21 protein-coding genes, 1 tRNA gene and 1 riboswitch are annotated in these 25,853 nt (G+C 37.6%); of the genes, 5 read left to right on the forward strand and 17 right to left on the reverse strand.

Annotated features, from left to right (window positions below; all coding sequences use genetic code 11):
• Nucleotides 1–2 precede the first annotated feature (2 nt).
• The 10 genes from M9R32_RS04855 to M9R32_RS04900 all read right to left on the reverse strand — a co-directional run bounded on the left by M9R32_RS04855 (nucleotide 3) and on the right by M9R32_RS04900 (nucleotide 14,336).
• Nucleotides 3–1,352, reverse strand: coding sequence for a TrkH family potassium uptake protein (locus M9R32_RS04855; RefSeq protein WP_269925609.1), 1,350 nt, complete (start codon nucleotides 1,350–1,352; stop codon nucleotides 3–5).
• Between the two features lie 129 nt (nucleotides 1,353–1,481).
• Nucleotides 1,482–2,675: an anti-sigma-I factor RsgI family protein gene (locus M9R32_RS04860; protein ID WP_269925610.1), complete on the reverse strand. Its 1,194-nt coding sequence runs from the start codon at nucleotides 2,673–2,675 to the stop codon at nucleotides 1,482–1,484.
• Nucleotides 2,672–3,430 (reverse strand): RNA polymerase sigma-I factor, encoded by a 759-nt coding sequence (gene sigI / locus M9R32_RS04865; protein ID WP_269925611.1) that lies wholly within the window; start codon nucleotides 3,428–3,430, stop codon nucleotides 2,672–2,674. Before sigI ends, M9R32_RS04860 begins: the two co-directional genes overlap by 4 nt.
• A gap of 132 nt (nucleotides 3,431–3,562) precedes the next feature.
• A complete protein-coding gene (locus tag M9R32_RS04870; protein ID WP_269925612.1) occupies nucleotides 3,563–4,288 on the reverse strand; it encodes a hypothetical protein in 726 nt (241 codons plus the stop codon).
• 137 nt (nucleotides 4,289–4,425) lie between these two features.
• Nucleotides 4,426–5,169, reverse strand: a complete 744-nt coding sequence (locus M9R32_RS04875) for a TerC family protein (protein WP_269925613.1) — start codon at nucleotides 5,167–5,169, stop codon at nucleotides 4,426–4,428.
• A gap of 14 nt (nucleotides 5,170–5,183) precedes the next feature.
• A riboswitch (yybP-ykoY riboswitch) is annotated at nucleotides 5,184–5,336 on the reverse strand.
• Between the two features lie 64 nt (nucleotides 5,337–5,400).
• Nucleotides 5,401–6,486 (reverse strand): SDR family oxidoreductase, encoded by a 1,086-nt coding sequence (locus tag M9R32_RS04880; RefSeq protein WP_269925614.1) that lies wholly within the window; start codon nucleotides 6,484–6,486, stop codon nucleotides 5,401–5,403.
• A 90-nt stretch (nucleotides 6,487–6,576) separates the two neighbouring features.
• Nucleotides 6,577–9,645 carry an efflux RND transporter permease subunit gene (locus tag M9R32_RS04885; RefSeq protein WP_269925615.1) on the reverse strand — a complete coding sequence of 1,023 codons (3,069 nt, stop codon included), beginning with the start codon at nucleotides 9,643–9,645 and terminating at the stop codon, nucleotides 6,577–6,579.
• Nucleotides 9,646–10,055: 410 nt separating this feature from the next.
• Nucleotides 10,056–11,630 (reverse strand): peptide chain release factor 3, encoded by a 1,575-nt coding sequence (locus tag M9R32_RS04890; protein WP_269925616.1) that lies wholly within the window; start codon nucleotides 11,628–11,630, stop codon nucleotides 10,056–10,058.
• Between the two features lie 154 nt (nucleotides 11,631–11,784).
• Nucleotides 11,785–13,269 carry a UDP-N-acetylmuramoyl-L-alanyl-D-glutamate--2,6-diaminopimelate ligase gene (locus M9R32_RS04895; protein ID WP_269925617.1) on the reverse strand — a complete coding sequence of 495 codons (1,485 nt, stop codon included), beginning with the start codon at nucleotides 13,267–13,269 and terminating at the stop codon, nucleotides 11,785–11,787.
• 11 nt (nucleotides 13,270–13,280) lie between these two features.
• Nucleotides 13,281–14,336 (reverse strand): M42 family metallopeptidase, encoded by a 1,056-nt coding sequence (locus M9R32_RS04900; protein WP_269925618.1) that lies wholly within the window; start codon nucleotides 14,334–14,336, stop codon nucleotides 13,281–13,283.
• A gap of 103 nt (nucleotides 14,337–14,439) precedes the next feature.
• Between M9R32_RS04900 and M9R32_RS04905 the strand changes: the two genes are divergently transcribed.
• Nucleotides 14,440–16,038, forward strand: a complete 1,599-nt coding sequence (locus tag M9R32_RS04905; RefSeq protein ID WP_269925619.1) for an ATP-binding protein — start codon at nucleotides 14,440–14,442, stop codon at nucleotides 16,036–16,038.
• Nucleotides 16,039–16,136: 98 nt separating this feature from the next.
• Here M9R32_RS04905 and M9R32_RS04910 read toward each other — a convergent pair whose 3' ends face one another.
• Nucleotides 16,137–17,525, reverse strand: coding sequence for an aldehyde dehydrogenase (locus M9R32_RS04910; RefSeq protein ID WP_269925620.1), 1,389 nt, complete (start codon nucleotides 17,523–17,525; stop codon nucleotides 16,137–16,139).
• 108 nt (nucleotides 17,526–17,633) lie between these two features.
• Nucleotides 17,634–18,572 carry a Gfo/Idh/MocA family protein gene (locus M9R32_RS04915; protein WP_269925621.1) on the reverse strand — a complete coding sequence of 313 codons (939 nt, stop codon included), beginning with the start codon at nucleotides 18,570–18,572 and terminating at the stop codon, nucleotides 17,634–17,636.
• Nucleotides 18,573–18,707: 135 nt separating this feature from the next.
• Between M9R32_RS04915 and M9R32_RS04920 the strand changes: the two genes are divergently transcribed.
• Nucleotides 18,708–18,851, forward strand: coding sequence for a hypothetical protein (locus tag M9R32_RS04920; RefSeq protein ID WP_269925622.1), 144 nt, complete (start codon nucleotides 18,708–18,710; stop codon nucleotides 18,849–18,851).
• Between the two features lie 54 nt (nucleotides 18,852–18,905).
• On the opposite strand, the gene M9R32_RS04925 is transcribed toward M9R32_RS04920, so the two are convergent.
• Both M9R32_RS04925 and M9R32_RS04930 read right to left on the reverse strand, forming a co-directional pair.
• Nucleotides 18,906–20,177: an MDR family MFS transporter gene (locus M9R32_RS04925; RefSeq protein ID WP_269925623.1), complete on the reverse strand. Its 1,272-nt coding sequence runs from the start codon at nucleotides 20,175–20,177 to the stop codon at nucleotides 18,906–18,908.
• Between the two features lie 31 nt (nucleotides 20,178–20,208).
• Nucleotides 20,209–21,117, reverse strand: coding sequence for a DNA-3-methyladenine glycosylase family protein (locus tag M9R32_RS04930; protein ID WP_272508279.1), 909 nt, complete (start codon nucleotides 21,115–21,117; stop codon nucleotides 20,209–20,211).
• A 68-nt stretch (nucleotides 21,118–21,185) separates the two neighbouring features.
• On the opposite strand from M9R32_RS04930, the gene M9R32_RS04935 reads away from it, so the two are divergent.
• The 3 genes from M9R32_RS04935 (at nucleotide 21,186) to M9R32_RS04945 (ending at nucleotide 22,602) form a co-directional block, all read left to right on the forward strand.
• Nucleotides 21,186–21,911, forward strand: coding sequence for a thermonuclease family protein (locus tag M9R32_RS04935; RefSeq protein WP_269925624.1), 726 nt, complete (start codon nucleotides 21,186–21,188; stop codon nucleotides 21,909–21,911).
• A 16-nt stretch (nucleotides 21,912–21,927) separates the two neighbouring features.
• Nucleotides 21,928–22,452 (forward strand): 2'-5' RNA ligase family protein, encoded by a 525-nt coding sequence (locus tag M9R32_RS04940; RefSeq protein ID WP_269925625.1) that lies wholly within the window; start codon nucleotides 21,928–21,930, stop codon nucleotides 22,450–22,452.
• A 77-nt stretch (nucleotides 22,453–22,529) separates the two neighbouring features.
• Nucleotides 22,530–22,602 (forward strand) — tRNA-Val (locus tag M9R32_RS04945).
• A 149-nt stretch (nucleotides 22,603–22,751) separates the two neighbouring features.
• Here the strand turns inward: M9R32_RS04945 and M9R32_RS04950 are convergent.
• The 3 genes from M9R32_RS04950 to M9R32_RS04960 all read right to left on the reverse strand — a co-directional run bounded on the left by M9R32_RS04950 (nucleotide 22,752) and on the right by M9R32_RS04960 (nucleotide 25,849).
• Entirely contained in the window at nucleotides 22,752–23,378 is a 627-nt protein-coding gene (locus tag M9R32_RS04950; protein ID WP_269925626.1) for a DUF1643 domain-containing protein, read from the reverse strand.
• 74 nt (nucleotides 23,379–23,452) lie between these two features.
• The gene (locus tag M9R32_RS04955) at nucleotides 23,453–24,430 is read right to left on the reverse strand and encodes a hypothetical protein (protein WP_269925627.1); all 978 of its coding nucleotides are present in this window, start codon (nucleotides 24,428–24,430) and stop codon (nucleotides 23,453–23,455) included.
• Between the two features lie 1,035 nt (nucleotides 24,431–25,465).
• Nucleotides 25,466–25,849, reverse strand: a complete 384-nt coding sequence (locus M9R32_RS04960) for a peroxiredoxin family protein (protein WP_269925628.1) — start codon at nucleotides 25,847–25,849, stop codon at nucleotides 25,466–25,468.
• Nucleotides 25,850–25,853: the final 4 nt, after the last annotated feature.

Raw genomic sequence — 25,853 nt, forward strand, 5'->3', positions numbered from 1 at the left:
TATCACCCTATAATTACACGTTCTTTCGGATAATGGAACTTTGTTTTGGTGGTACGCCCACCGATTGTAAATAGGAACGAAATTAATCCCACTCGTCCTACAAACATCAGAACCATAATCAATATTTTACCAAACGTCGATAACTCATCCGTAATGCCTAAAGACATTCCGCAAGTACCGAATGCGGAGGTAATTTCAAAAACGATGGCTGTAATCGGTAATGTTGGTTCGGATATGGATAATGCAATCGTTGCAAACAGCACCATGAAAATCGCTAAAATAATTACAGCATAGGAACGGAACACATCAATCAGTTGAATCTCTCGGTTAAAAATTTGAATTTCGTTTTTTCCACGCGCAAAGTTAATGAGAAACAAAATTGCAATGGCAAACGTGGTCGTACGAATTCCTCCACCGACTGAACTTGGAGAAGCCCCTATGAACATCAATGCACTAATGAATATATTGGTCCCCTGTGCAAACTCAGTGATATCCATCGTAACAAGGCCACCAGAACGAGAGGAAACTGAATGGAACATTGCAGCAAATAAGGCTTCATGCCAAGACATGTCGCGAAATGATTTGAACATTTCAAGTGCAAGAATGACCACAGTTCCAACTAACAGCAAAAGACCAAATGTAGCGGTGGTAATTTTAGTGAAAAGTGAAAAACGGAAATTTTTATTTTTGCCTGACAAAAAGGCTTTGATTTCGATTAAAACTGGGAATCCAATAGCCCCTAAAATAATTAATATCATATTGATAATCTGTACAAAGTAATCATTATGGTATGGAATCATGGATTGACCAGTTATATCAAAGCCACCGTTTGTTGTCGCTGATACAGAGGCAAACAAGCCGTGTATGAACGCTTGTGAAAATGTTTCATAAAATTGAGTGAAATAGAATGTAAGGATAAGTGCACCTAATAACTCGATTAGCAATAAAATCTTGATGATTTCAATAATAAGATTGACTACCCCGGATAATGAATGCTGGTTATGATCCATCATGATTAATTGACGCTCACGCAAGCCAATCTTCTTCCCAACCAGTAACCACACGAATGTGCCGAGGGACATGATTCCAATGCCACCAAGTTGAAGTATCACCATTAACATGAATATCCCAAAAGTGGAGTAGGTTTCTGAAACATTTAATACACTGAGCCCTGTCACACTTACAGCACTGACGGCTGTAAACATACTATCAATAAATTTCACTTCGACTCCATCTTGATGTACGCCAGGTAAGTTTAGTAACCCTACTGATATACCGATTGCTAGGAAATAGTAGGAGACAATCGCCTGGGCGGGAGTTAAATTCCGTATGCGACTAATAATTGGATTCATAAAACGGTCAAGTCCTTTCAACAGACACAATTAGGTCATCTATCTATTCTAAAAAACATTTTGTGAAAAAGAAAGGAATAGTCGATATTCTCTACAAAAAAGTGCTTCTCATTACGAGAAGCACTTCTACTAACGTTTCTTTTTATACGGTTCTTTATTATGCTTACTATGATCTTTTTTACTATCATTGTTTTTTTGATTTTCGTTTGTTTGATTCCCGTTGTGTTTTTTATTATTTTTTTGATTAGCCTTGGAATTCTTATCTGAAGATTGATCATTTGGTTTAGATTGAGTTTTTTGTTTTTCGTCACTTTTCAATTCATTTTGTTGTTTTTTTTTATTAGCATTGGGATTCATATCTGATGATTGATTATTTGGCTTTGATTGAGTTTTTTGTTTTTCTTTAGCTTTCATTTCACTCTGTTGCTTTTTTTGATTTTGATGCTTCACTTCAGTTTTTATCGGTTTTTTTATTATATTGTTAGATTTTTTTTCCGAAGATTTTTCTTTTTTCTCATTTTGTTTATTAGGTTTCTGTTCATTATTTTTTGTATTTTTCTCTTTAGAGTTTGTGTTTGGTTTTTGGAAATTCTTTTTCTCTTGTTGCGGTTTTAATTTAGATTCATCATTTTGTTTTATCTTCTGCTGCTTTTCTTCTTTTTTATCATTATGTTCAGCTTTATATTTCTGAACAGATATACCTTCATTATTTGCAGCTTTTCGATCTTCTACTGAAGCTTCCTGTATATTAACAGCCTGTTGTTTTACAACAATTTTGCTTGTAGAATTCGTAACTGCAGAAATAATCACTTTTTCCAGATTTTCATGATTTTCTTCATTTTCATAAATGGTCGTAATCTCAATTTTCTCAGATTCCTCAATAATGGATTCCGTTCGATTTACAATTTGTAATAATACCCAATCTAAAGACTTACCTTTCCAAAAAGTAATGTCTCGTTTGATTGCATTCCCATCTTCATTTAGCCCTTTAAATGAGTAAACAGCACCTTTATTATCAATGCCCAGTTCTACGCTCGGGTTGATATCAATTTGTACATAAGCAGATACTGTTGATTGTGCCGGCAACAATACTGAAAACAACAAAATGATTGTCGCAACAACTGATACAATCGGTGCGGTCCATGCACGATTAAACGTGAATTTTTTCACGTTGTTGTTCACAACGGGTTTATAAAAGGCTTCTTCACCTAATTGTACAGACGAATTAAGTGGTATACCTTTTTCAAATACTCCATCTGCCGTGAAGAAGATGCTATATGAAGATGTATTCTCAAACACGATCCCTTTTCGCGTGTTCATCATGACATCCGTCCTTTTAAATAATCTTTAATGTAATGCAAATCGCTTTTTAGCAAAATAGCAATCGCTATAATATATTTGCGCTGTCTTTCCAGTGTCTTTCGAGATACATCGACTAACTCTTCCAATTCTTTTATAGGAAGTTTCTTTTTAGTTTGAAGCACTTCATAAAACTCTTCTGTTTCCGCAACAAGTTGAGCTATTTGTATAGCAGTCTTTCGCGAATCTTCATGTGAAGGTGAGATTTTTACGAGTTCTTGGAAACTCAATCCATAAGGTTTGAGCATGGATTCATAAACAGTGATTTGATGCTTTCTTTCTTCCGCCTGCTGCGTCGCTGTAAATTGTTCAAATGAGTTCGTAGATTCCAGGATTGAAAAAGAACTGGATGGATTCTCATCATCGTCAGTCATTTGACCTAGACTAATTTCTTTTCTTCTTGCTTCTTTACGAATATAGTCAATCAGTTTACGCCGAATCAGCAGATGAGCAAATGTTAAGAATGATGCATTTTTATCTTGTTCGAAATGCTCAATAGCATCGTGAAAAGCGGACATAGCAATGCTGTATTCATCATCTTGTTCACTGATAAAACGTTTACATACAAATGAAGCTGTTTTTTTCATAAAAGGAGTGTAGGAAGAAAGAAGCTCATGTAGAACTTCCTTATCCCCATCTTTAGCCTGAAGGACTAGCAATTCCAAATCGTTTTTTGATTGTCTCTTTGAAAAAAGTCCTTGAATCGTTGCTAGTATCACAAGCTCACCCCATTCCCGCACAATTGTTAAGTCTTATCGATTGTAACGGGTTATGGATAAAATGAAAAGACGTTTTGCATGTCATTTTCATAACAATTCATCTACTTAAGACTTGTGGTTACGGCCAGTATTCTATTTTTTATCTCCATGACCGTTACCTTTTTTATGTCCATCTTTTTTGTCATGGACTCGATCTTTTCGGTCTTCTTTTTTAGAATGATGTTCATCTTTACGTTGTTGTTTTTTTGCTTTACGTTCTTCTTTTTTGGCTTCTTTTTCAGCTTTTTTAGCCTCTTTTTCGACTTTTTTAGCTTCTTTTGCCGCTTGTTGTTCTGCTAACTTTGCTTCATAAGCCGCTTTTTCCGCTGCGATTTCCGCTTCTTTTTTAGCTTTTGCAGCTTCAATTGCTGCTAGTTCTTCAGCTTTTTTCGCTTCTTCTTTAGCTTCTTCCTCAGCTTTTTCTTGTGCAGCTTTTTCTAGTGCTGCTTTCTCTTCAGCAGTCGGTTCTTCTGTAGATGGATTCTCTTCCTTGTTTTCATCTTCCCATTTAGCAATCGCTTTTTCAATATTTCTCTGGATAGCCGCTTTTGCAGTAGGGTTATTGATTTTTTCAATATTTAAGGACAAAGCGAAAATATTATTTGCAAGATAACCTAAAGGAATATTTGTTGAAATGGTTTGTAAATCTTCAACTGAAGTCGATTGATCTTTCAAATTGTTCAAAGCGTCTTGTAGATTTACCGTTTCAAAATTGGAAGAATCTACTTTTTCAGTATCGTTTGCAAAAGCATGCAAAGAAGTTGATGCAACTAAGCCTGTTGCTAAAACAGCTGCAGAAATTTTTTGGAATTTTTTCAATGCTTTCCACCCCTTATAATTTTTACACTTTCATGTCTTCAAACTATTCGACATGACAAACCATTTTTAAGGGGGTACAAAAAAAGCTGTGTAAAATCTTTTCGATTTTACACAGCTTTTATAAAATTCTTCATATCCTATTTTTGGTGATTTTCTTCTTTCATTTCTCTTGCATCATTTGCATCATCAACTTCATCAGCCAAGGTAATAAGCTTACGATTTTTGAATCGACCTGCCAATACTACGCCAACAGTGACTAATGCAATCATAATCCAACCTACGTATGGATATGCTTCGAAGAAATCATGTAAAAACGGTTCATGTGTAATCATTCTTGCTGCAGTGAATGCCAAAACAGCAGAACCGATATAAATAATAATTGGGTATTTATCAATCAACTTCACGAAGAGTGTACTTCCCCACACCATAATTGGAATACTAATAATCAATCCAATGACAACCAATAAAAAACTGTGTTCTGAAGAAGAGTTCGCTGCACCAGCAACGGCTAATACATTATCTAGACCCATAATAGTATCTGCAATAATGATTGTAGTAATCGCTGACATCATAGTAGTCGAGGCTTTATGATCCCCCGCATCTCCGTCTTCAATTAATAATTTATAAGCAATCCATATTAGAATTAGTCCTCCAACAAGTTGTAGGCCAGGAATTTTTAAAATCCATACAATCGCAAGAGTCGCAAGAACCCGAACCACGACAGCTCCAGCTGTACCCCAAATAATTGCCTTTTTTCTATGTTGTTCAGGTAAGTTTTTTGCTGACATTCCAATAACAATGGCATTGTCTCCTGCTAATACTAAATCAATCATAATGATTGATAGTAGAGCAACTAAAAATTCAACAGTAAAGATATCCATAATGATCTCCTTTAAATAAGTTTTTGAAAACAAAAAGACCTCTGCCTTTTTAAAGGCAAAGGTCTTGCTAAGCACATTATGTAATGGCTATCATAACCGATGGCAAATGCCATGTAATGACGACTATGAAATAGGTTTCCCTATAGCTACTCCCCTTTGACAAATGTCAAAAGTCTATTATGTTTTCATGTACAATAATTATACCATATTGAACAGAGTTGTAAACAATCACTACTTAATCGGAATATGATATGATTGGTCTTTTTTGTGAAGCTCATAAAAAGCAAGCATACTTGGCAATGATTCGATAAAATCAGCACATTGGATTCCACTGCCGCTTAATACTTCTTCTGCTACAGCCGTATCGAACTGTGCCGTCCAAGTTAAATAGTCGAGTGTCTCTTTTTCCACACCCAATTTTTTTCGTACTACTTTTAATTGTAATCCCGCTTTCGCAAGTGCAAGAGGTATTCGCCCTTTTGGCCATTTCCCCGTAACATTCCAGACCATATGTCGATATACTTCCTCCACTGGATGAGGGTTTGGATCGGTCAAATGAATTGTTTTACCAATAGCTTTATCGTTCTCACTGCAATTCACTACTGCTTTTATAATAAAATCGATTGGTACAACATTTATCAATGATTGCGATTTACCGATATACGGTATTAACGGAAGTTTTCGTAGGTTATCAATCATATTGATGAAGAAATAAGGACCATCGAATTTTATCGTTTCCCCCGTAACAGAATGCCCCCTTACAATCCCCGGACGAATAATCGTAGTTGGTACTATACCTTTCATTTTTTCAACGAGAACTTCCGCTTCATATTTTGTTTCTTCATAATAATTTTTAAATGCTTTAGGACGGATTAATTCACTTTCGCGCAATAGACCGTCTCTGGTTCCTGCTACGTACGCCGTACTAAAGTACATATATCTTTTTAGATGCGGAAAATTTTTCACAAAATCATTTACATGATAAGTTCCGTGAACATTTACTTTCCATGCAGCATCTCTGGCCACCGCTAAGTCATATATCGCGGCTAAATGCCATACTGTATCGACTTCTCGATGAAGAGTTTCAAGTTCAGCGGTGCCAATATCTAATCCTGGATATGTGATATCACCTTCCACTAACTGAATGCTTACGTGAGGAGATAATTTCATGATTTCCTGGGAAATCTCTTTTGCTAGTTTCATTTGAGATGATAAGACAACTGCATAAATCTTCTCTACTTTATTTTGGTCAATCAACTCTTGCATAATCTGACGTGCGATGAATCCAGGAAATCCAGTGAATAATGGAATTTGCATTTATACTCCTCCGAAACTCTTAATAATTGAATAGTACGAAAATTATCACAAAAAAACAACGTCTATTTTTCAATAGGCGTTGTTTTTGGTTTATGATCTAGGTGCTTTTGCACTTTTACGTGTTTGACGATCAAAAAGACTATAAATAACCGGGATGACATATAACGTCAGCAAGGTAGAACTAATTAGACCACCGATTACGACAATCCCCATAGGTTGATTAATCTCAGTACCCTCACCAATTCCTATAGCGAGTGGTAACAAGCCAAGTATTGTTGTTAAGGCAGTCATCAATATAGGTCTTACGCGATCACGTGTAGATGAAACAATTGAATCGTAGGAATTGTACCCTTCTTCTTTTCGTTGATTAATAAAATCTACCAGCATAATCCCATTATTAACGACTATGCCTACAAGTACCAATAACCCAATTACTGCTGTAATACTGACAGGTGTTTGAGTGATAAACAACCCGAGTGCTACACCAATAATCATGAGTGGTACTGAAAACATAATGACAAAAGGATATTTGAACGATTCAAACTGTGCAGCCATCACAATATAAACAAGCACAATTGCAAGTACAACTGCTAGCAACATATCATTGATGGCACTTTCAAATAACTCCCGGTCTCCACCGAACTTGATTTCAACTTCTTCCGGTAACTTTAATTTTTCAATTGCCTCATCCACTTGATCAGACATTTCCCCTAATGAATAAGAAGAATTATATTTCAATGAAAAGCTGACTGAATTTGCTTGGTCTACTCGACGAATGGATACCGGACCCTCGGCAATTTCAATTTCAGCAACTTCCTGCAATTCAATAAATTGGCCCGAAGGTGTTCGCAATTTCAGTTTTTTCAACTGTTCAATGCTACTACGGTATTTCTCGTCGTATTTTACGTATACACCATAAACATCATCATTTTCAGAAATAATTTGGGTAGCAAACGCCCCCCTTGTCACACTGTTCACTGTTTGTGCTATTTGTGCAGGAGCCAGTCCAAATTCGGTTGCTGCATCCTTTTTAACTGTCATTTGAATTTCATCTATTGTCTCTTCCAGATCATTTGTCATTTCTGTAATCGAATCAAATTCACTTAAAGAATTCTGAATATCAGAGACTGCCTTCTCCAGACGTTTGTTATCCGAATCGGTAACGGTAAAAGATAATGAATTTGGTGTTGAACCTGCAGCGGTTTGTAAATTAAAACTTACTTCCGCGTCATCACCAACATTTTTTAATACTTTTGGTTGTACTTCATCCACAAAATCAAAAACGGAACGTTCACGTTTATCTAATGGAATGAGTTTGACATAAATTTCTGCTCTGTTCGCTTCTGAAGTTCCTTGTGATTGACCTTGTTGAGTCCCTCCAACGAGACTTACATAAACATCCACTTCTTTTTCTTTGTTCAATTCGTTTTCAATCTTATCCACAACTGCTTGAGTTGCATCAACTGATGATCCATTTTCCAGTTCTACACTTACACTTACAAATCCTTCATCAGTTGCGGGAAGGAACTCAGTCCCGACTTGGAACAATCCAAAGGCTGCAGCTCCAAGCATGACTGTTGTAATAATCATAACGATTAATCGGTGTGCAAGAGCCCATTTAATCGAGCGTTCAAAATTGTTGTACGATTTTGAACGTCTACGTTTTGCTTCTGCGTCACCTCTTGGTTTTTTCAACATTTTACTCGCTAGCATTGGAATAACTGTTAGCGCAACTACTAATGAAGCAATAAGGCTGAAAGAAATGGTTAAGGCAAACTCTGTGAAAATCTGGCCTATTAAACCTGTAATAAAGATAACCGGAACGAACACGGCAACTGTTGTTAATGTTGAAGCAGTAATTGCTCCAGCTACTTCCTTTGTACCTTCGCTGGCAGCAGTTTTTGAATCTTTCCCCATCCCTAGATGGCGTTCAATATTTTCGATAACCACGATGGCATTATCAACCAACATCCCAATACCGAGTGCCAGTGCACCAAGCGTCATAATGTTTAATGCGAAATCAGCAAAATACATCAAGACAAATGTAACGATAACCGAGTAAGGAATCGCGATACCAATGATGATTGGACTCTTAATTCCACGTAAAAACACAAAAAGTACAAGCATGGCGAAAAGCCCACCAAATGCGAGTGAAGACCCAATGTTGCCGATGGCTAACTTCACATAGTCACCTTGGTCGAATAAAATATCCGCCTCTACCCCTTTATATTCTTCTTTCTTTAAAAGTTCATCTAAAGATTCTTTAAACGAAGTAGAAACATCTGCTGTATTGGCTCCTGATTCTTGCAGAACAGACATTAAAACTGCTGGTTCTTCATTTGCACGTGTTTCAGTTATTGTTTCTTGTTCTGCTAACGCAACCGTTGCCACATCTGCAACCGTTATGTTTTTACCGTCCATCGGGTTGACGGTCACAACGAGATTCTTTATATCTTCTACAGTCGTCAACGTACTGACTATGCGAGTCGTTAATTGCTTTCCGTCCTGAGTTTCAATTGGATCTCCAGGAAAAGAAACATTATTCGCTTGAATCAATTGCACAATATCAGATTGCGCCAAACCTTTTTCTTCAAGTTTTTGCTGATCCAGCAATATTTGTACTTCCTCTACTAACGCACCAGAAACATTGACACTCGCTACTCCATCTGTACGTCGTAACTCTTTTTCCAACTGTTCTGCTATGACACGTACGTCTCCACCATTTTCAGGAGCACGTAGTGATAACTGAATGATTGGGAACTGTGCGGGGTCAAATTTCAAAAAGCGAGGCTTTTGAGATTCGTCTGGAACTGGTGTTTGATCGATACGCTGCATAATATCACTTTGGACATCATCAATATTGGTCGACCAATCAAATTGCATCAAAATAAAATTGGCACCTTCCTGAGAAGAGGACTGCAACGTTTTAATGCCAGGCAAAGTTGATAGGCTTGTTTCAAGTGGTTTTGTCACTTTTTCGCTGACTTCTGTAGGGCTCGCCCCAGGATAACTTGTCACAACCACTCCAATCGGAGGATTCAGTTCCGGAATTAGCGTAACCGGTATTTTCAAGAACGATACAATACCTAATATAATGACCAAAAACATGATGACTGTTGTAAAAACGGGACGCTTTATTGAAAAATCGCTTATTTTCATCTAGTGAATTCCTTTCCTGCCAAAACTTCTCTCTCTATCATATTCGTTACACTCACTTACTTCAAATGTGAATATAGCGAAACTTTATTCCGACACAGGATTGACAATAATTCTATTGTAATTCACTTTTTCAGCATTTCCCCCTCACTCGAGAAGACTTAATTTAATTAGAGAGCGTTTTTTACGTAGTCAATTGCCGTTTAGAGGACTAAGCCGACTCTTGGTTGTAAAAATCGACGTTGACGTAGGAATTATTGGCGTTCACGTAGGAAAAATCGACGTCCACGTAGGAATAATTGGCTCTCACGTTGTAATCGCAGTATAAGCGTAACCGTTATGCGAGGGAAATCTATCTTCCATTTGCTCCATATGAGCAAAATAAAAAACCTGTCGAATGACAGGTTCCTTACTTATAACAAACTAAATAGCTCGATATTTTCATTTTTATCTTGGAACCAGCGCATTGCAAAATCGTTTTCGAACAAGAACACATAACGATCGTAGCGGTCACGAACGAGCATGCTTCTTGGACTAGACATAGATTCCTTCACTTCACTTTCGTTTTGAATCCAACGTGCAATTTTGTTTCCAATGGATTCCATACGAACTTCAACGTTGTATTCATTTTTCATGCGGTGTTCAAACACTTCAAATTGAAGCTGACCAACTGCTCCAAGAATGACATCTTCCGTATGAAGTGTTTTGTAGTACTGGATTGCGCCTTCTTGTACCAACTGCATGATCCCTTTATGGAAATGCTTAGATTTCATTACGTTTTTGGCTGTAACACGAACAAATAACTCTGGTGTGAACTGTGGAAGTTTCTCATAATTAAAGGTCTTTTTTCCTCCGACTATGGTATCACCAATTTGATAGCTACCCGTATCGTGCAAGCCGATAATATCCCCTGCTACAGCTACATCTACTGTTTCACGATCGTCTGCCAAGAACTGAGTCGATTGCGTCAGTTTAAACGTTTTACCCGTACGTGATAACGTTACCGTCATACCTCGCTCGAATTTACCGGAAACGATACGCACAAAGGCAATACGGTCACGGTGAGCAGGATTCATATTGGCTTGAATCTTGAAAATGAAACCTGAGAATTCTTCAGATACTGGATTAATCACTTCTTCTGCATCCGTTTTTCGAGGCTGCGGAGTTGGAGCGAATTGTAAGTAAGTTTCAAGGAATGTCTGCACACCGAAATTCGTTAGAGCACTGCCAAAGAATACTGGTGTCATTTTTCCGTTTTTTAATTTTTCAAGATCAAAGTCATTACCCGCTTCATTCAATAACATGATATCTTCTAAAGCTTGTTTGTAATACGAAGTTTGCTTCATCGAATGATCGACAGCCAATTCACCTTCTTCATCCAAAGGCAAAAAGCGTTCCTTCTCATCTGTACGGAATTGTTCAACACGATTGTTAAAACGGTCATAAATTCCTAAGAACTCTTTCCCCATACCAATCGGCCAGTTCATCGCATACGATTCAATTCCCAATACTTCTTCAAGTTCTTCCATTAACTCTAGTGGTTCTTTACCTTGACGATCCAATTTGTTAATGAACGTGAAAATTGGAATCCCGCGCAAGCGACAAACTTTAAATAATTTAATGGTCTGAGCTTCGATACCTTTTGCAGCATCGACAATCATAACTGCACTATCTACAGCCATCAATGTACGGTATGTGTCTTCACTGAAATCTTGGTGACCAGGCGTATCCAAAATATTGATGCGGCAATCGTCGTAATCGAATTGCATAACGGATGAAGTAACAGAAATTCCACGTTGTTTTTCGATTTCCATCCAGTCGGATGTAGCAAATTTTCCGGTTTTCTTCGCTTTTACTGTACCTGCATCACGAATGGCTCCACCAAAAAATAACAGTTTCTCTGTCATTGTAGTTTTACCTGCATCGGGATGCGAAATAATCGCGAAAGTTCTTCTTGCTTGTATTTGGTCTTGAACTTGTTTAGTCATTATTAAGTATTCTCCTTCTTTTTTTCCTCTATCATCATATGGAGTTTTTCAAAAAATTACAAGTGAACAAAAAGTCGAAAGAACCGATCGGCAAATGTGATCGGTTCTTTGTTGCGGTTTCCAGAATTAATCGTCAACGTTCTTATTCTGCTAATCAAGAACGAGAAGGAGAATCCTGGAATTTCAATTTACCGGCCGCCAATGCGATATCTCCATCGCTATGTGGAAACTTAGTTCGGCCAATAATTTGATAATCTTCATGTCCCTTGCCTGCAAATATGATGATATCACCCGGTTCAGCAACTTCTATCGCATGCTTAACGGCCAATTCACGGTCACCAATACAAGCATAATTTTTGTGTAACATTCCTTTTTCTAAATCAGCAAGGATTGAGTCATATGGTTCATCGCGTGGATCGTCTGTTGTTAATATTACATAATCTGCTACCGAAGCCTTCTCTGCCATTGATGGGCGTTTTGAACGATCTCGGTTGCCACCCGTTCCGACTAAAAAGATCACACGGTTTGTCTTATACGGTAGAACTGAAGAAATCGCTTTTTCGATTGCGTCCGGTGTATGTGCATAATCAATAAAGATAGATATTGGCAACTCACTATCCAGCTTTTCCATTCTTCCTTTAACTGGAGAAATTTTTTCAAGCTGTTCAATGATTTGTGGTATCGTATATCCCTGTGTATATAAAGCAGCTGTTGCAGCTAAAGCATTATATACATTGAATTCACCTATCAAATTCATTCGAACCGGGAAAACTCCTTCAGGTGTCTTCATCTCAAACGTTGTACAATTCGACTGTAGCTGAATATTGTTTCCTTTGAAATGTGCATCCGTCTTAATGGCATATGACCAGACGGGATAACCGGTCATTTCTTTAAGTCGATTTGACCATTCATCATCCGCATTCACTATGGCATGTTTTGAGCGTTGTAAGTCCTGTCCTAATTGAGAGAACAGCAGACCTTTCGCTTGCCCGTACTGTTCCATCGTTCCATGGAAATCCAAGTGATCATGCGTCAAGTTTGTAAAAATGGCGATATCGAAGTCGACGCCAGTTAAACGCCCCAATACCAATCCGTGAGATGAGACTTCCATAATCATCGTCTTACATCCTTCACTTTTAGCACGATTGATCATTAACTGTGTGCTTAACGCATCACTTGTCGTATTTGCAGAATCATACAATACTCCATTTAAGTTAAAACCAATCGTTCCCGTCAAGGCGGATTTCACAGCGAGACCTTCAAGCATATTCTGGATGATGCCACTGACACTCGTTTTACCATTTGTGCCAGTTACACCGATCATCGTCATATCCTTGGAAGGATAGCCATAAAACTTGGCTGCTAATAACCCTACTGCTCGTGTTGTGTCGTCAACGACAACACATGCGACACGTGAGTAGTCCAATTCCAGTTGTTTTTCAGATACAATTATTTTTGCCCCGCTTTCAATTGCTTGCAAGGCGTAATCATGTCCATCTACGGTATATCCCTTAATGCAAATAAAAACACTTTCTGGTTGAACACTACGTGAATCAACCGCTATGTCAAACACTTCAGTGGGAAGTGAACCGTGAATTTCTTTAACCGGCAAGCAACTGATTAAGTCAATTGACTGCATTTGCTTTCCTCCTATTCTGTCTCCATTGGAGAGAGCACATATGCTTCTAGCAGTGCTGCAGTATGTTTCAATGAATCAATATGTGTTCGTTCATATGCATGGGATGCTTCAATCCCTGGTCCGAATAAAGCATGCTTCACGTCGAATCCTGCACGGATTGCAGCAGATGCGTCAGAACCGTAATACGGGTAAATATCTAGCTTATACTCGATGCCTTGCTGTTTAGCCAAATCAACTAAATGACGCGTGAGATCGTAATGGTAAGGTCCTGATGAATCTTTCGCACAAATAGAAACCGTATACTCATCGGATGTTTGCCCATCGCCTATTGCGCCCATATCGACAGCAATGTATTCCACAACTTCTGCTGGAATATTCGAATTACCACCATAGCCAATCTCTTCATTGTTCGAAATATAGAAATGAGTGGTATTGGGAAGTTTCAAATCATTTTCTTTTATTGAAGCTATCAATTGTAACAACAAAGCTGTACTAGCTTTATCGTCCAAGTGACGTGATTTGATAAAGCCCGAATCTGTTTGCTCAAATCTAGGATCAAACGAAACAAAGTCACCCACTTCAATACCCAGTGCTCTAGTTTCATCAGCATTTGTCACTTTTTCATCTAACCGAACTTCGATATTCTCAACGCTGCGTTCAGCAGAGCCTGCATTTTTGTATACATGAACTGTCGTTTGATGCATCAGAATCGTTCCACGGACTCTTTTACCAGAGGCTGTATGTATATGACAGTATTCGCCTTCTACAGCATTCCAATTAAACCCACCGATCATCGATAGTTTAAGTCGTCCACTTCCTTTGATTTCTTTTACCATCGCACCGAGGGTATCAGTATGTGCTGTTAACAATCTATGTTTAGAAGTATCTTTCCCCTCAATCGTAGCAATTAAAGCGCCTTTGTTTGATAATTGGTAAGTTACTTGCATGTCGTCCAATAATGAAGCCATAAATTTCATGATTTCTTTCGTATATCCCGAAGGACTTGGGATTTCAACAAGCTTTTGTAGCAATTGAATTGTTTCTTTCTCTTTAAACACGCTAGACATGATTAACCCCCTGTATGATAAATATCATATCAAAATTCAGCATGTTCGCACACCGCCAAATCATGTATGATATAGGAATAACTCTTGATTATCGAGGTGAAGAATGGACAAATTATTAATCCTGACAAAACGTAATCGTTTGTTTATTAATTTATTTGCAATCGGATTACTTTTACATACATTATCAAGTCTGTTTATCCCTTTTCAATATACAACTTCCATTCCATTTTTCGCTATATTTTACTGCATTCTATTATATACATTCCAAAGAATGAACATAAATAATCACGTCTTGCAGTTCCTAATATTAGGTGGTATGAATGGATATGTTCTCTATCTAAATTTAGATACACCGTATTACATACATATTTTACTATTTGTTTATCCACTATTCATCGCTTCATTATACCATTCAATCATTTCAAGTTTAATTCTTTTAATGATTACTGGACTGGAAGTCATTTATATTTTTCAAAAGCACTTTAAAAATTTCCAAAACACCATTGAATTCGGTGATTTATATGTTTTCCTGATATTGTTGATTTTAATGAGTTTGACAGCAGTTGTCCATTCACTCTTTATGCGGAACACATGGGAACGCGTAGAAGAACAACAAGCGACACTGGAACGAGCCCTGGATTCAAAAGAAGGCTATTTACATATGTTCTTTGAGAATGCAAAGGATGGAATAGCCGTATTCGATTTAGATGCTCGAATCATTGCACTAAATCCAGCATTTGAATTGCTATACGGATGGAGTCGGGAGGAATGCATCGGTAATCGAATTCCGCTTGTCCCTCCTGAGAATGTTGCTGCAGCGAACGAAAGAATCGAAAAAGTTTTAAAAGGAGAAAGTTTTTACTCGTTTGAAACGAGAGATATGAAAAAAGATGGAACCTTCTTTGATGCGCAATTGACGTTGAGTCCTATTTATGACAAGAGTGGAGATATGGTGGCCATGTCCGTTATCACGCGTGATATCTCTTATCGCAAAGAAGCCGAGAAACTTATTGTCCAGACTGAAAAGTTAAAACTGGCTGGAGAAATAGCCGCAGGTGTCGCCCACGAAATCCGTAATCCGATGACCGTGATTTCAGGTTTTATTCAAATGATGAATACGGATGATCAACACCCTTATCAGACGTATACAAAATTAATTGAGTCTGAACTTGAGCGAATCAACTTGATTATTAGCGAGTTTTTGATTCTTGCAAAACCTCATGTAACGAAGGCAAAAGAATTTCATATAGAAAAGATTCTTCAAGACGTCGTTCTTCTCTTCAGTCCGGAGCTTAATTTAAGAAGCATATTGCTTAAAGAGTCCTGGAAAGCGCGTTATGCAATTGTTGTTGGTGAGCAAAATCAAATTAAACAAGTAATTATCAATATCGTAAAAAATGCAATAGAAGCCTTGAGCAATGGTGGTTCGCTTGAAATTTCTACAGACTTAGAAACTCAAGGATTCGTGACGATTCATATACGTGATAACGGTGAAGGTATGACGCAGGAAGTTGTGAATCAAATATTTGAACCTTTCTTTACGACTAAAACCACAGGAACTGGTCTTGGGATGATGATTTCTCAAAAAATCATTCAGGAACACGGTGGTAAGATATTGATCAATAGCCAACTTAATAAAGGTACGGTTGTCTCCATATTGTTACCTTACACACAATCAGAAAAATCAGCGTCATCCAGTTAAATGGATGACGCTGATTTTTTTTAGTTATATGTTTCTATATCAGAAGCTACGAGCGAAACATCAAATAAATCATGAAGATCGTGTAATTTAAAAATCCTTTATTTAAGAAGTGTCTTTACAAGTTTCACTTTGTTCTTATAGGGTGGAAAAACAATATTCACTGGAAATTTCGTGCTTTTTTTCAAAATTGATTTGGCATGTGTGAATGCTTCAAAACTATATTTTCCATGATATGCATTCAAACCGGATGAACCCACTCCACCAAATGGCAAATGAGCACTTCCTACATGCGTTACAGTATCATTGATGCACCCTCCTCCAAAAGGCAGTTCATCTAAAAAGTACTGAATGGCTCTTTCATTTTCCGAAAACAAGTAAGCAGCCAATGGCTTAGGATATTTTCTAATTTGGCTAATGGCACTTTCCAATCGATCGTACGTCATAATCGGTAAAATGGGGCCAAAAATCTCATCTTCCATGGAAGGGCTGTTCCACGAAACACCATCGAGAATTGTCGGTTCAATATATAGATCACTTTCATCCATATTTCCACCCAGGGAAATGTGGGCTCCCTCATGTCTAATCAACTGTCTTAAACGATCGAATTGTCTTGCATTAATAATGCGTCCATAATCTGGACTTTGTTGGACGTCATTTCCATAAAACTCTTTAATCGTTTTTTTCAATAGCTTAATGAATTGGTCTTTCACTTTGTGATGCACCATTAAATAATCCGGAGCAACACAGGTTTGTCCAGCATTAACGAATTTCCCCCACACTATACGCTTCGCAGCAACTTCTAAATTCGCAGTATGATCGACAATTGCCGGACTTTTCCCGCCAAGTTCCAATGTCACAGGAGTCAATCTTTCAGCCGCGGCTTTCATGACGATTTTCCCGACTTGAACACTTCCAGTAAAGAAAATTTTATCGAACGGTGCATGAATCAATATTGACGTCTCTTCACGTTCACCCTCCACCACTCGAATATATTCTGGTTGAAATGTTGATTCAATAATTTTTTTGATAATGGCAGCCGTATTGACAGCCGATTCAGAAGGTTTGACAACCGCACAATTCCCACCAATAATCGCCCCAATAAGGGGTTCCATGACCAACTGGAAGGGATAATTGAATGGTCCGATAATTAAAGCAGTGCCATAGGGTTCGCGGATAATGAAGCTTTTTGCGGGTTGTAAATGGAGAGCCGTTTTAACAGCTTCCGGTTTCATCCATTCCTCTAAATGCTTCAACATGTATCCGATACTATCTAAAACAAATCCAACTTCTGTCGCATAAGCTTCAAACTCGCTTTTGTGTAAATCTTTATAAAGCGCTTGTACGATTTCTTGTTCGTGAAGTTGTATGGCTTGTTTTAACTTACTTAATTGTTGTTTGCGAAATGCTGCTGATTTAGTGGCACCTGTAAAGTAGAATTCATGCTGTGCCTGAATCATATGGTCAACGTCTTGTGCTGTGAAATTCATTCTATCACTCCCGTCATCTATAACATTATTGTAACGAGTAGAATCTTGCTAAGCAAAAAAGACACCTTAAAAAAGGCGTCTTCATTTGAATTTCATTTATTATGCCAATCAACTCAATAATTCATCAATCCAACGCTGTACAATCAAACCTTCTTCGAATGATACAAGTGAAGCTTCTTTTCCCAATCGCGCATCATGACAGGCGTCCCACAACGTTTTTGGAGTGAAATTCGTCTCGATTTTCATTTCAGGTTCATCCTTTTTACTTTCCCATAACTCTGACCAATTTTTTATTGTTATTACTTTTTCTGATCCGAACACTTTAAATTCCAAGCGTTCTTCATGTCCCGCTCCACTCAACCCATTGAGCAGAATTGGTATACCGTTGTCCGTTTTGCCAATTGCAAATGAACCTGTCTCGGACAAATTTTCATCTTCGGGAAAATGTGTCTGATGAGCTGAAAACGAAAAATTTCCAAAAAGTCGATACATGATTTGCAGATAATGTGGAAATACTTCTCTTATAAATCCACCTTGCGCACGAGAACCAATCCATGGATTTTGCTGCCATTTTCTTGGCCAATGCGGGAAATATGTATGAAGTTCAACACGAAGTATTTCTCCTAGAGAATGGTCCGCAACTTCATTCATTAAGGTTTGAATTGCCGGACTGTACATTAGAGGAAAATGCATCGCCGTTAAAACATTAGCTTGTTTAGCACTTTCAACCATTAATTTCCCACTTTCAACATCGTGAGCAAGTGGCTTTTCAGATAAAATCAAGCAACCTATTTCAGCTGCTTGTAAAGCAAGTGAGGCATGGCTATTAGGAGGTGTTCCAATATACACCCAGTGTGGTTTCGTCTCAAATAATTCTTCAATGGAATTTGCTATTGGCAACTGGTACCTTTCTTGCATTTCTTGTAATCGTTGTGTATTCTCATCGAACGCACTGACAATTTTGCAATTAGGATTCGCTAATAGTTGATTAATAATACGTTCTCCGACAATTCCGGTGCCTATAATCGCAAATGTTGTTTGGTTCATATCGCACACTCCTTCTTATAGTTTTGCATCATATTAAGGTCTTAAGAAGTATTTATCAAAAAAGTTGTTTAGATGTGTAACTTTTTAGGGTAAAGAACAACTAAATCATTTAAGACAATAAAAGGAGGAAATAACATGTTAAAAACAGAAACTTGGTGGGAACCTATCTTCTCGGGAAACTTAAGCTTAGGAATCAATAAGGAACGTTTAGCTGAACTAGAGGAAGAATCCTTCATCTATTTCAACGATAAAGAAGAAATTGAAACTCCGGAGCAATAAATTTGCAGAAAATAATCCGAATCCAACCTACATAAGACCGCTTCCCTTTAAAGATTATGGAGAAGCTGTCTTTTTTTGTTCGAACAAATAAAACATCCAGTAGTAAACAATAGCACTTATTATGGCTAATATCGCAATGATCATAAATGTCCAAAAGAATCCGAACCAAACAGTTAATGGAATGGATAATGGTGCGATCATTCGGCCAACTGTGTAGCGTAAACTTGCCGCCGCAAAATATTGACCACGCATATCTTCAGGCGCCAGTTTGGAAATAAAACTTTGCTGTAAACCTACAATCATTAACTCACCAAATGTAAAAATAGCCATTGCTATTAGGAAGACCCAAAACAAGTCAAATAGCGAAAAAACAACCATGGCAATAGCATACAAAATCGAAGAAATGAAGAAAATATTTTTTTCTTTAAATGAAACGACAAATCGTGTAACTGCAACAGTCAACAATGCCACAAGCAATCCATTCTCAGAGATGAGTGCACTAAAAGCTAGCTCACCAGTAAGCTTTACATCTGATCCGAACCAATTCCCTAAAGATTGTTGTCCAATAACTTCTTTGACATACACCGGCAGCAATAAATCCAGTTGCATAAACGTTTGTGCACTCAGAATTCCTGCAATGATGAAAAGAAGGAACAATTTGTCATTTAAAATGACACCATAATCTTTCACTTGAGTTTGTATAGCATGCATAAAGCCCCTTGGTGCACCTTTTCCTTCAATAGATGTACGAACTGGGTTTGTCTCTTCCGTATACTTAATCAAAATCCACGCCAGCAATATACATACCAGCCCAGCTGTAACCATTAATCCGAACCTGTAGCTGAAGAAGAAAATTCCTCCAAGGATTGGTCCAATCACAACTGCAATGTTTATGGACGTATAAAAAACGGCAAAAACATCACTGCGGTGTTCTTCAGGTACGACATCGGCTACCATTGCCTGACTTGCTGGCCAATATAAAGAACCAAATATACTGGCGATTGTAAATGCGATAAACCCTAAACTAGGCGAATCTAAAATAGGTGAATTCGCAAGTGCAAACAGGAAAAATGATCCCCCCTGACCAAATGAGGACAATACCATCATCGTGCGTCGACCAAATTGATCTGCACAGTATCCGCCTACTAAATTGGCTCCTACTGAAAATACTTGCGACAGAATCAGCAATAAACCGGCAGTAGTTTTCCCAAACTCCTCGGCAAAATAGATCGCTAGAAACGGGAAAAACATCCAAAACGTAATGTTCATAAACGCTTCCCCGATTAACCTCGCTTTCAAACTTCGATCCCAATCTCTAATTTTCATGTTGTCTACTCCCTAAGATCATTGTTTAATCTTAAATTATTGTATCATTGGGAGCATTAAATGAAACATACCTATTTCGGAAAGAGTCCTGCTCAATGCTTCTCCACAAATAAAGTGATGCGTAGCTTAAATATGGAGACCATTCTGGGAAATGGGAAGAAATTTCAGCCGCCTTCGGTTTATCTGCGACTCCCCATAGTTTTTTCAACGCGTTCTGCAATCCAATATCAGCTAGTGGGAATAAATTGGGCCTGCCCAATCCGAAAAGCAAAAAACTTCCCGCTGTCCATGGACCAATGCCGCGGTAGTTTACCAGCGTTTCAATAATTTTTTCATCATCCAGCAATGCAAGTGATTCAAGATTCAATTCTCCGCTTGCTATGGCGTTGGAAACACCGATTACATACTCAGCTTTTCTCGTACTGAATTGTAATTCGCGCAAGTCTTCCACTTGAAGTTTACCCACTAGTGCTGGTTCTGGATATATCCATACCCCTTCGACTTGCTCGCCAAATGTATGAACGAAACGGGTCGTTAATGTATGTGCAAAAGATAGATTCAATTGTTGGTGGATAATGCTCTTCATTAACGTTGCATACAAAGAAAATTCCCGAATAATAGGTGTTCCACGGTGCTCTTCAAATATGGAAGAAAGATTAGTAGTAGCAAAGTGTTCATGAACCGGCTCCAGTGAACGATCAAAATGAAATATTTCTTTAATTTTCCGGATTTTTTTTTCGTCTTTCGGACCAACTATATTAAAAATAGGCTCATCTGTCGTACCGATAGCTTCGACTTTATAAATTTTGCGGTCCTCAGTCGGTACCATTACGTAACGCTCATCATTGTTCAATGATATTAATGGATCCATTGATAATCGCTCGAGTACGCGCTCGAAATCATATGGGAAATCTAAACGAATAGTTATAGTTTCTATCATGGTCGTTTCCTTCCTGTTCAGTTATATTTAATAAATACATATTGGCATTAAGAATCGAGGATATACAAATGAAAATATGGATATGGCTCTTCCTAGCTCTAGTAGTCTTGACGGGCTGTGAAGAGACTTCAAATACTACTCTATCATCAACTAGCTCGGACGGAATGATTCCTGTGGAATTGATTAATGTCATTGATGGAGACACCATTAAAGTAAAGTATAACGGAAAGACGGAAACTGTCAGGTATTTATTGATTGATACACCTGAGGTACAGCACCAAACGCTCGGAAATCAACCTTATGGAGATGAGGCGAGTGACCGCAACAGCCAGTTGCTATCAAACTCTGCTATTTCCCTGGAGTTTGATGATGGAGACCGCTACGATGACTATAACCGGTTATTAGCTTATGTCTATGCAGACGGAAAATCCGTCCAAGAAACGTTATTAAATGAAGGATTGGCTCGAGTTGCTTATGTATTCCCACCAAATGACAGGCATGTAGAAGCTTTTGAAAATGCGGAAAGAAAGGCTCGGAACGATGGTTTAGGAGTCTGGCAGCATGAAAACTATGTAACAAATAGAGGATTCGATGAAACAAAAGTAGAAATGGATGTAACGGGTTTAACAAAAGAAAACTCCAATGACTGCTTAATAAAAGGCAACATAAACCGGGAAAACAAGAAAATTTATCACGTGCCTCAAGGGAAATATTATGAGCAGACAAAAGCGGAAAAATGGTTTTGTACAGAGCAACAAGCGATGAAGGCAGGATTCAAAAAATCTGGAGAATAATAAAGGAGAAATGAATATGCAAGTATTAGTGTTAAGATTTGACTACAAACTTTCAACTAAATTGGAACATGACAGTAAAGACTTACATTTGGCTTCAAGTCGCGGCAATGAAACTCCGCTCCCACCACATCTCAGCCTATTTTCTTTTGAGCAAATTAATCCAGTCACTTTAAGTGAACAAGTTAAAAGCTGGGTTGAACAACAAAAGACTTTGGACATTTCGTTTTCATCATTAGGCTTCTTTAAACAAAATGGAACTTTTTTTGCGGCACCTGTTGTGACTAAAGAATTGGTAACGTTCCATCGGGAATTGTATTCTTTAATATCACATTTACATACGAATGAAATATCCCCCTACCTTCCTGGTAAATGGGTTCCTCACTCCACTTTGATTAATAGAGTTCCTCTTACAACTTGGGGTCCTCTTTTCCAAAGAGCCAGTCTGGCCTTTGAACCTCAAACGGGCAAAGCTGTTGCGGTGGAATGCTGGTCAATTGTAAATGGACGCGCACAAACGGAGTGGACCTATTTCTTAAAGTAAAATATTCGCATATTTCTTTGCTAGGTCATTGACTATTATATTGTGAACGATATAATAGAATTTGTCCTAGTAAAAACGATCTTGTAGCTCAGCTGGGAGAGCGCCACCTTGACAGGGTGGAGGTCGCTGGTTCGAGCCCAGTCGGGATCATAATAGAAAGAGCCTTTAAACGTTGATACATCAATGTTTGAAGGCTCTTTCTATATGTATTCTTTTTAACCGATTACTTTATTTTTTCTTTTCTAAATTTACCATTATTTAATAATTGTTAGATAAAGAAAGCCACAATGTGTTAGTAGTTATTTAAATAACATTTCAAAATCAAAATTCTCTATCCGGACAATAGGTGCTTCAATATATCTTTTGATATTCGTTTGTGGTCTGGGATGTGGCGCATAGTACAAATTGAGATGTTTATACTTTTTATCATTAGACTTCAATACTTCATAGGCGTATAATTTTTCTTTCTCTGTGTCGAATATTTGTTTAATAGAAGGCTGCATTTTCAATTGATCTAGGATACCCAGTTGTCCTTTTACTCCCCATCCTAAAAGTACATAATCGGAGCGTTTCATTGTATTTGAAATAAATTCCCAATTTACTTGATTATATTGAAAATGAGTACCTTTTATATTCTTACTGTTCCCATCAATCAGACTAGAAACATTAACTACATTTAATGCGTTACAGCCTTTTTTCTTAGCAACATTTATTAGTTGGTCAACAGTTGGATCAGAATCATTATGAGCCGCTTTACTCGGATTCATCATAAATGCTGTCAAAACACTTCCAGCTTCTGCCCATCTCTTCTCTAAAAAAGAACGATTTTGTTTATCTGGATCAAAGATAGCAATTCCGTTAATTCCTTTATGTTCCCCTCGATAAATCATTAACTTATTAGCATCAGCAATGTCAACTATCCACACAAACATTCCACCTTTTTATTTTTACAGTTTCACACGCACTTGCACTTGTAAATCCCTTTAGAATTCCTGCCAACTCATTTTTGCAAATCTTCTTTCAAGCCTCCGTCATCCAAGATTTCTAATTTTTCCACTGCATCTTTAATCTTTGCAATCCCCTTAACGGTAGCGGTCATTTGTTCGCCGCCGTCTTTTTTATAATGAACGACGACCGAGGTGCTATAGCTTGTTGGTTCATTTTCATCTTGATGTACTTCAACTTCCCCAACGCTTAATTCATATCCATTTTCAGCGGCAATGGCTGGATAGACAAACCCGAATAAGGTAATAAAATTTTCCAATCCATCCTTTGAAAAGGTACTATATTTTTTATTTAAATACTCCACAAGTGGTTTATTATCCATTGGATTTTCGGAACCGGACCACAACTTATTCAGCTTATGATCGGTCTTGTCAAACTGCCCCTGCAGAATTCCCAAAGCGAGTGCCCCATTATCGCGACCCACGTTAGAAATTTTGATCATCTCTTGATAAAATCCACTATCACTTAAGCTCTTGATTCCACTGATTTTACCATTCTCAGACATTGTGATGAATCCGGTCAGTGTTGCGACGTTCTTCTCTCCGCCTTTTTCAAATGTTACATCTACTTGATAGTCATAGTTCCGCTTAAAAGCTTCTTGTTGATGAATCTGAATTTGATCGGTCTTGAATGAGTATCCGATTTCATGTGCTAGATAATGATATGTGTATACATGATTTTTTAAAATTAACTCTTGAATTTCCTCTTCTTCTACATAAGGGCTAAAGGTTTCATTCATGTAATCTGTATACTGCTCTATTCCAGTCTTTTCAGAATCAGTCGTCTCTTCGAACATGTCATTTCGTACTTGTATAGCTTTTTCATCCGGTCCATTAAATTCAATTTCTAAGTACTTTTTAATCGTTTCGATATTTGGATCTTCAACCGCTTCTACTTCAATCTTCTGCTCCGAACAGCCTGTCAGAAACAAAGTCAACAGAAGTAAAATGCCACCTGCCTTTTGAATGATCATGAAGATTCCTCCTTCGTAATAGGTACATCCATTACCTTAATTACGGCTACAATCTGTGAATGGTTTCACTTTTTGGTATATTTACCTAATCCCTTCAACTTTGTCTTTGATGTATTCTTTTGCTCAATTGCAACATCAGTTTAAAGATTTACAAAGCTCTATAAAGTACAATCTTTTACGGGTAAGTCTTAATCCCTTCCCATTTTTTCAAAACGTCTCCAACGATTACGTTGAAAAAAGGTTACGATGAACAAGGCCCACAACTGGACAGTTAAGAAAAGAATCATCCACAAGAGCGAGTGATCCCAAAAAGCTAACCTCACAATAATCGTGTGAACCAGTACTATGATAAAGCTAATCCCAGCTATCCCTCTGTTTCCCACTTCAGCCATAATAATTCCAAAAAAAATCACTAAAAAAATCGGCAGCCAGTACATTGGTTTCACCTCACTTTTTTGATAACATCATGAATTCATTTAACAATTTTATTCTTTCCTATCAACTGACACCAAAGTAAATTATATAATTATCCAACATTATACCACGTTGGATATTTTTGGTATATCGTATTAATAACGATAATTTTCTTGTTATATTAAGTGAATAAAACTTTAAAACTATTATTGTCGGATAATTATCGCATTGCGTTATCACGTCTATCGTGCTATACTTCCTTAATAACGTTGGCACACCGTTTTACAATGATTTGACTTCCAATAATAACGATTGTTTTACTCCTTAACCTTGACAGAGGGAGGAGATTATAAGTTTAAGCCCAGTCGGGATTATTGGGTGCCAAACCCACGAGAATCTTTAAGGAACGAAAGATTCTTCCAAAAAAAGCATCATCTCTTATGAGGTGATGCTTTTTTCTTCGTCTTAAATTTCAATTTCAACATTTTTGTATCCAATAAAAAACCCTCACTCCTATGAGTGAGGATAAGAAACTACTTTAATTGGGTATCGCGATTATCAACTATTTTTTAAGGTTTAGTAAACCGACTAATCCCATCTATACAGCCAGCTCCAATTTCATTAAAAATGTACAAATAGATCTGCTGAAACTGCTTCATTTAACACCCATTTAATTGGTACTTGATCGGCAGGATATAAAAAGTGAATATCTTCTTTAAGATCCAGGTCGACTACGTACAATTTCACGCCTGTTTCGACAGCAATTTCAAGTAATTCATGAATGGATGGAGCATTAAAATCATTAAGAGCATTGGAAAGATACTCAATCCCTTCAGAAGGGACTGGAATATACTTTTCATCTAAAATATTAACACCTTTCCTCGAAAAAGCTAATATGACGTCAGCACCAGAAGAAGCAGCACCGACAGCAATATTTAAGGGTGGGTAAGCAGATTCTAAGGCGTCATGAAGAGCTAAGACAACTACTTTTTTGGGTTCCATCATTTGT

This window comes from Paenisporosarcina quisquiliarum (genome assembly GCF_027563315.1).
GTDB classification, from domain to species: domain Bacteria; phylum Bacillota; class Bacilli; order Bacillales_A; family Planococcaceae; genus Paenisporosarcina; species Paenisporosarcina quisquiliarum.

What these genes read in the sequence shown, in the direction of transcription:
- M9R32_RS04855 (WP_269925609.1), bottom strand. Translation starts at nt 1,352, where the DNA reads ATGAATCCAATTATTAGTCGCATACGGAATTTAACTCCCGCCCAGGCG.
- M9R32_RS04860 (WP_269925610.1), bottom strand. Translation starts at nt 2,675, where the DNA reads ATGATGAACACGCGAAAAGGGATCGTGTTTGAGAATACATCTTCATAT.
- M9R32_RS04875 (WP_269925613.1), bottom strand. Translation starts at nt 5,169, where the DNA reads ATGGATATCTTTACTGTTGAATTTTTAGTTGCTCTACTATCAATCATT.
- M9R32_RS04880 (WP_269925614.1), bottom strand. Translation starts at nt 6,486, where the DNA reads ATGCAAATTCCATTATTCACTGGATTTCCTGGATTCATCGCACGTCAG.
- M9R32_RS04885 (WP_269925615.1), bottom strand. Translation starts at nt 9,645, where the DNA reads ATGAAAATAAGCGATTTTTCAATAAAGCGTCCCGTTTTTACAACAGTC.
- M9R32_RS04890 (WP_269925616.1), bottom strand. Translation starts at nt 11,630, where the DNA reads ATGACTAAACAAGTTCAAGACCAAATACAAGCAAGAAGAACTTTCGCG.
- M9R32_RS04895 (WP_269925617.1), bottom strand. Translation starts at nt 13,269, where the DNA reads ATGCAGTCAATTGACTTAATCAGTTGCTTGCCGGTTAAAGAAATTCAC.
- M9R32_RS04900 (WP_269925618.1), bottom strand. Translation starts at nt 14,336, where the DNA reads ATGTCTAGCGTGTTTAAAGAGAAAGAAACAATTCAATTGCTACAAAAG.
- M9R32_RS04905 (WP_269925619.1), top strand. Translation starts at nt 14,440, where the DNA reads ATGGACAAATTATTAATCCTGACAAAACGTAATCGTTTGTTTATTAAT.
- M9R32_RS04910 (WP_269925620.1), bottom strand. Translation starts at nt 17,525, where the DNA reads ATGAATTTCACAGCACAAGACGTTGACCATATGATTCAGGCACAGCAT.
- M9R32_RS04915 (WP_269925621.1), bottom strand. Translation starts at nt 18,572, where the DNA reads ATGAACCAAACAACATTTGCGATTATAGGCACCGGAATTGTCGGAGAA.
- M9R32_RS04920 (WP_269925622.1), top strand. Translation starts at nt 18,708, where the DNA reads ATGTTAAAAACAGAAACTTGGTGGGAACCTATCTTCTCGGGAAACTTA.
- M9R32_RS04925 (WP_269925623.1), bottom strand. Translation starts at nt 20,177, where the DNA reads ATGAAAATTAGAGATTGGGATCGAAGTTTGAAAGCGAGGTTAATCGGG.
- M9R32_RS04930 (WP_272508279.1), bottom strand. Translation starts at nt 21,117, where the DNA reads ATGATAGAAACTATAACTATTCGTTTAGATTTCCCATATGATTTCGAG.
- M9R32_RS04935 (WP_269925624.1), top strand. Translation starts at nt 21,186, where the DNA reads ATGAAAATATGGATATGGCTCTTCCTAGCTCTAGTAGTCTTGACGGGC.
- M9R32_RS04940 (WP_269925625.1), top strand. Translation starts at nt 21,928, where the DNA reads ATGCAAGTATTAGTGTTAAGATTTGACTACAAACTTTCAACTAAATTG.
- M9R32_RS04955 (WP_269925627.1), bottom strand. Translation starts at nt 24,430, where the DNA reads ATGATCATTCAAAAGGCAGGTGGCATTTTACTTCTGTTGACTTTGTTT.
- M9R32_RS04960 (WP_269925628.1), bottom strand. Translation starts at nt 25,849, where the DNA reads ATGATGGAACCCAAAAAAGTAGTTGTCTTAGCTCTTCATGACGCCTTA.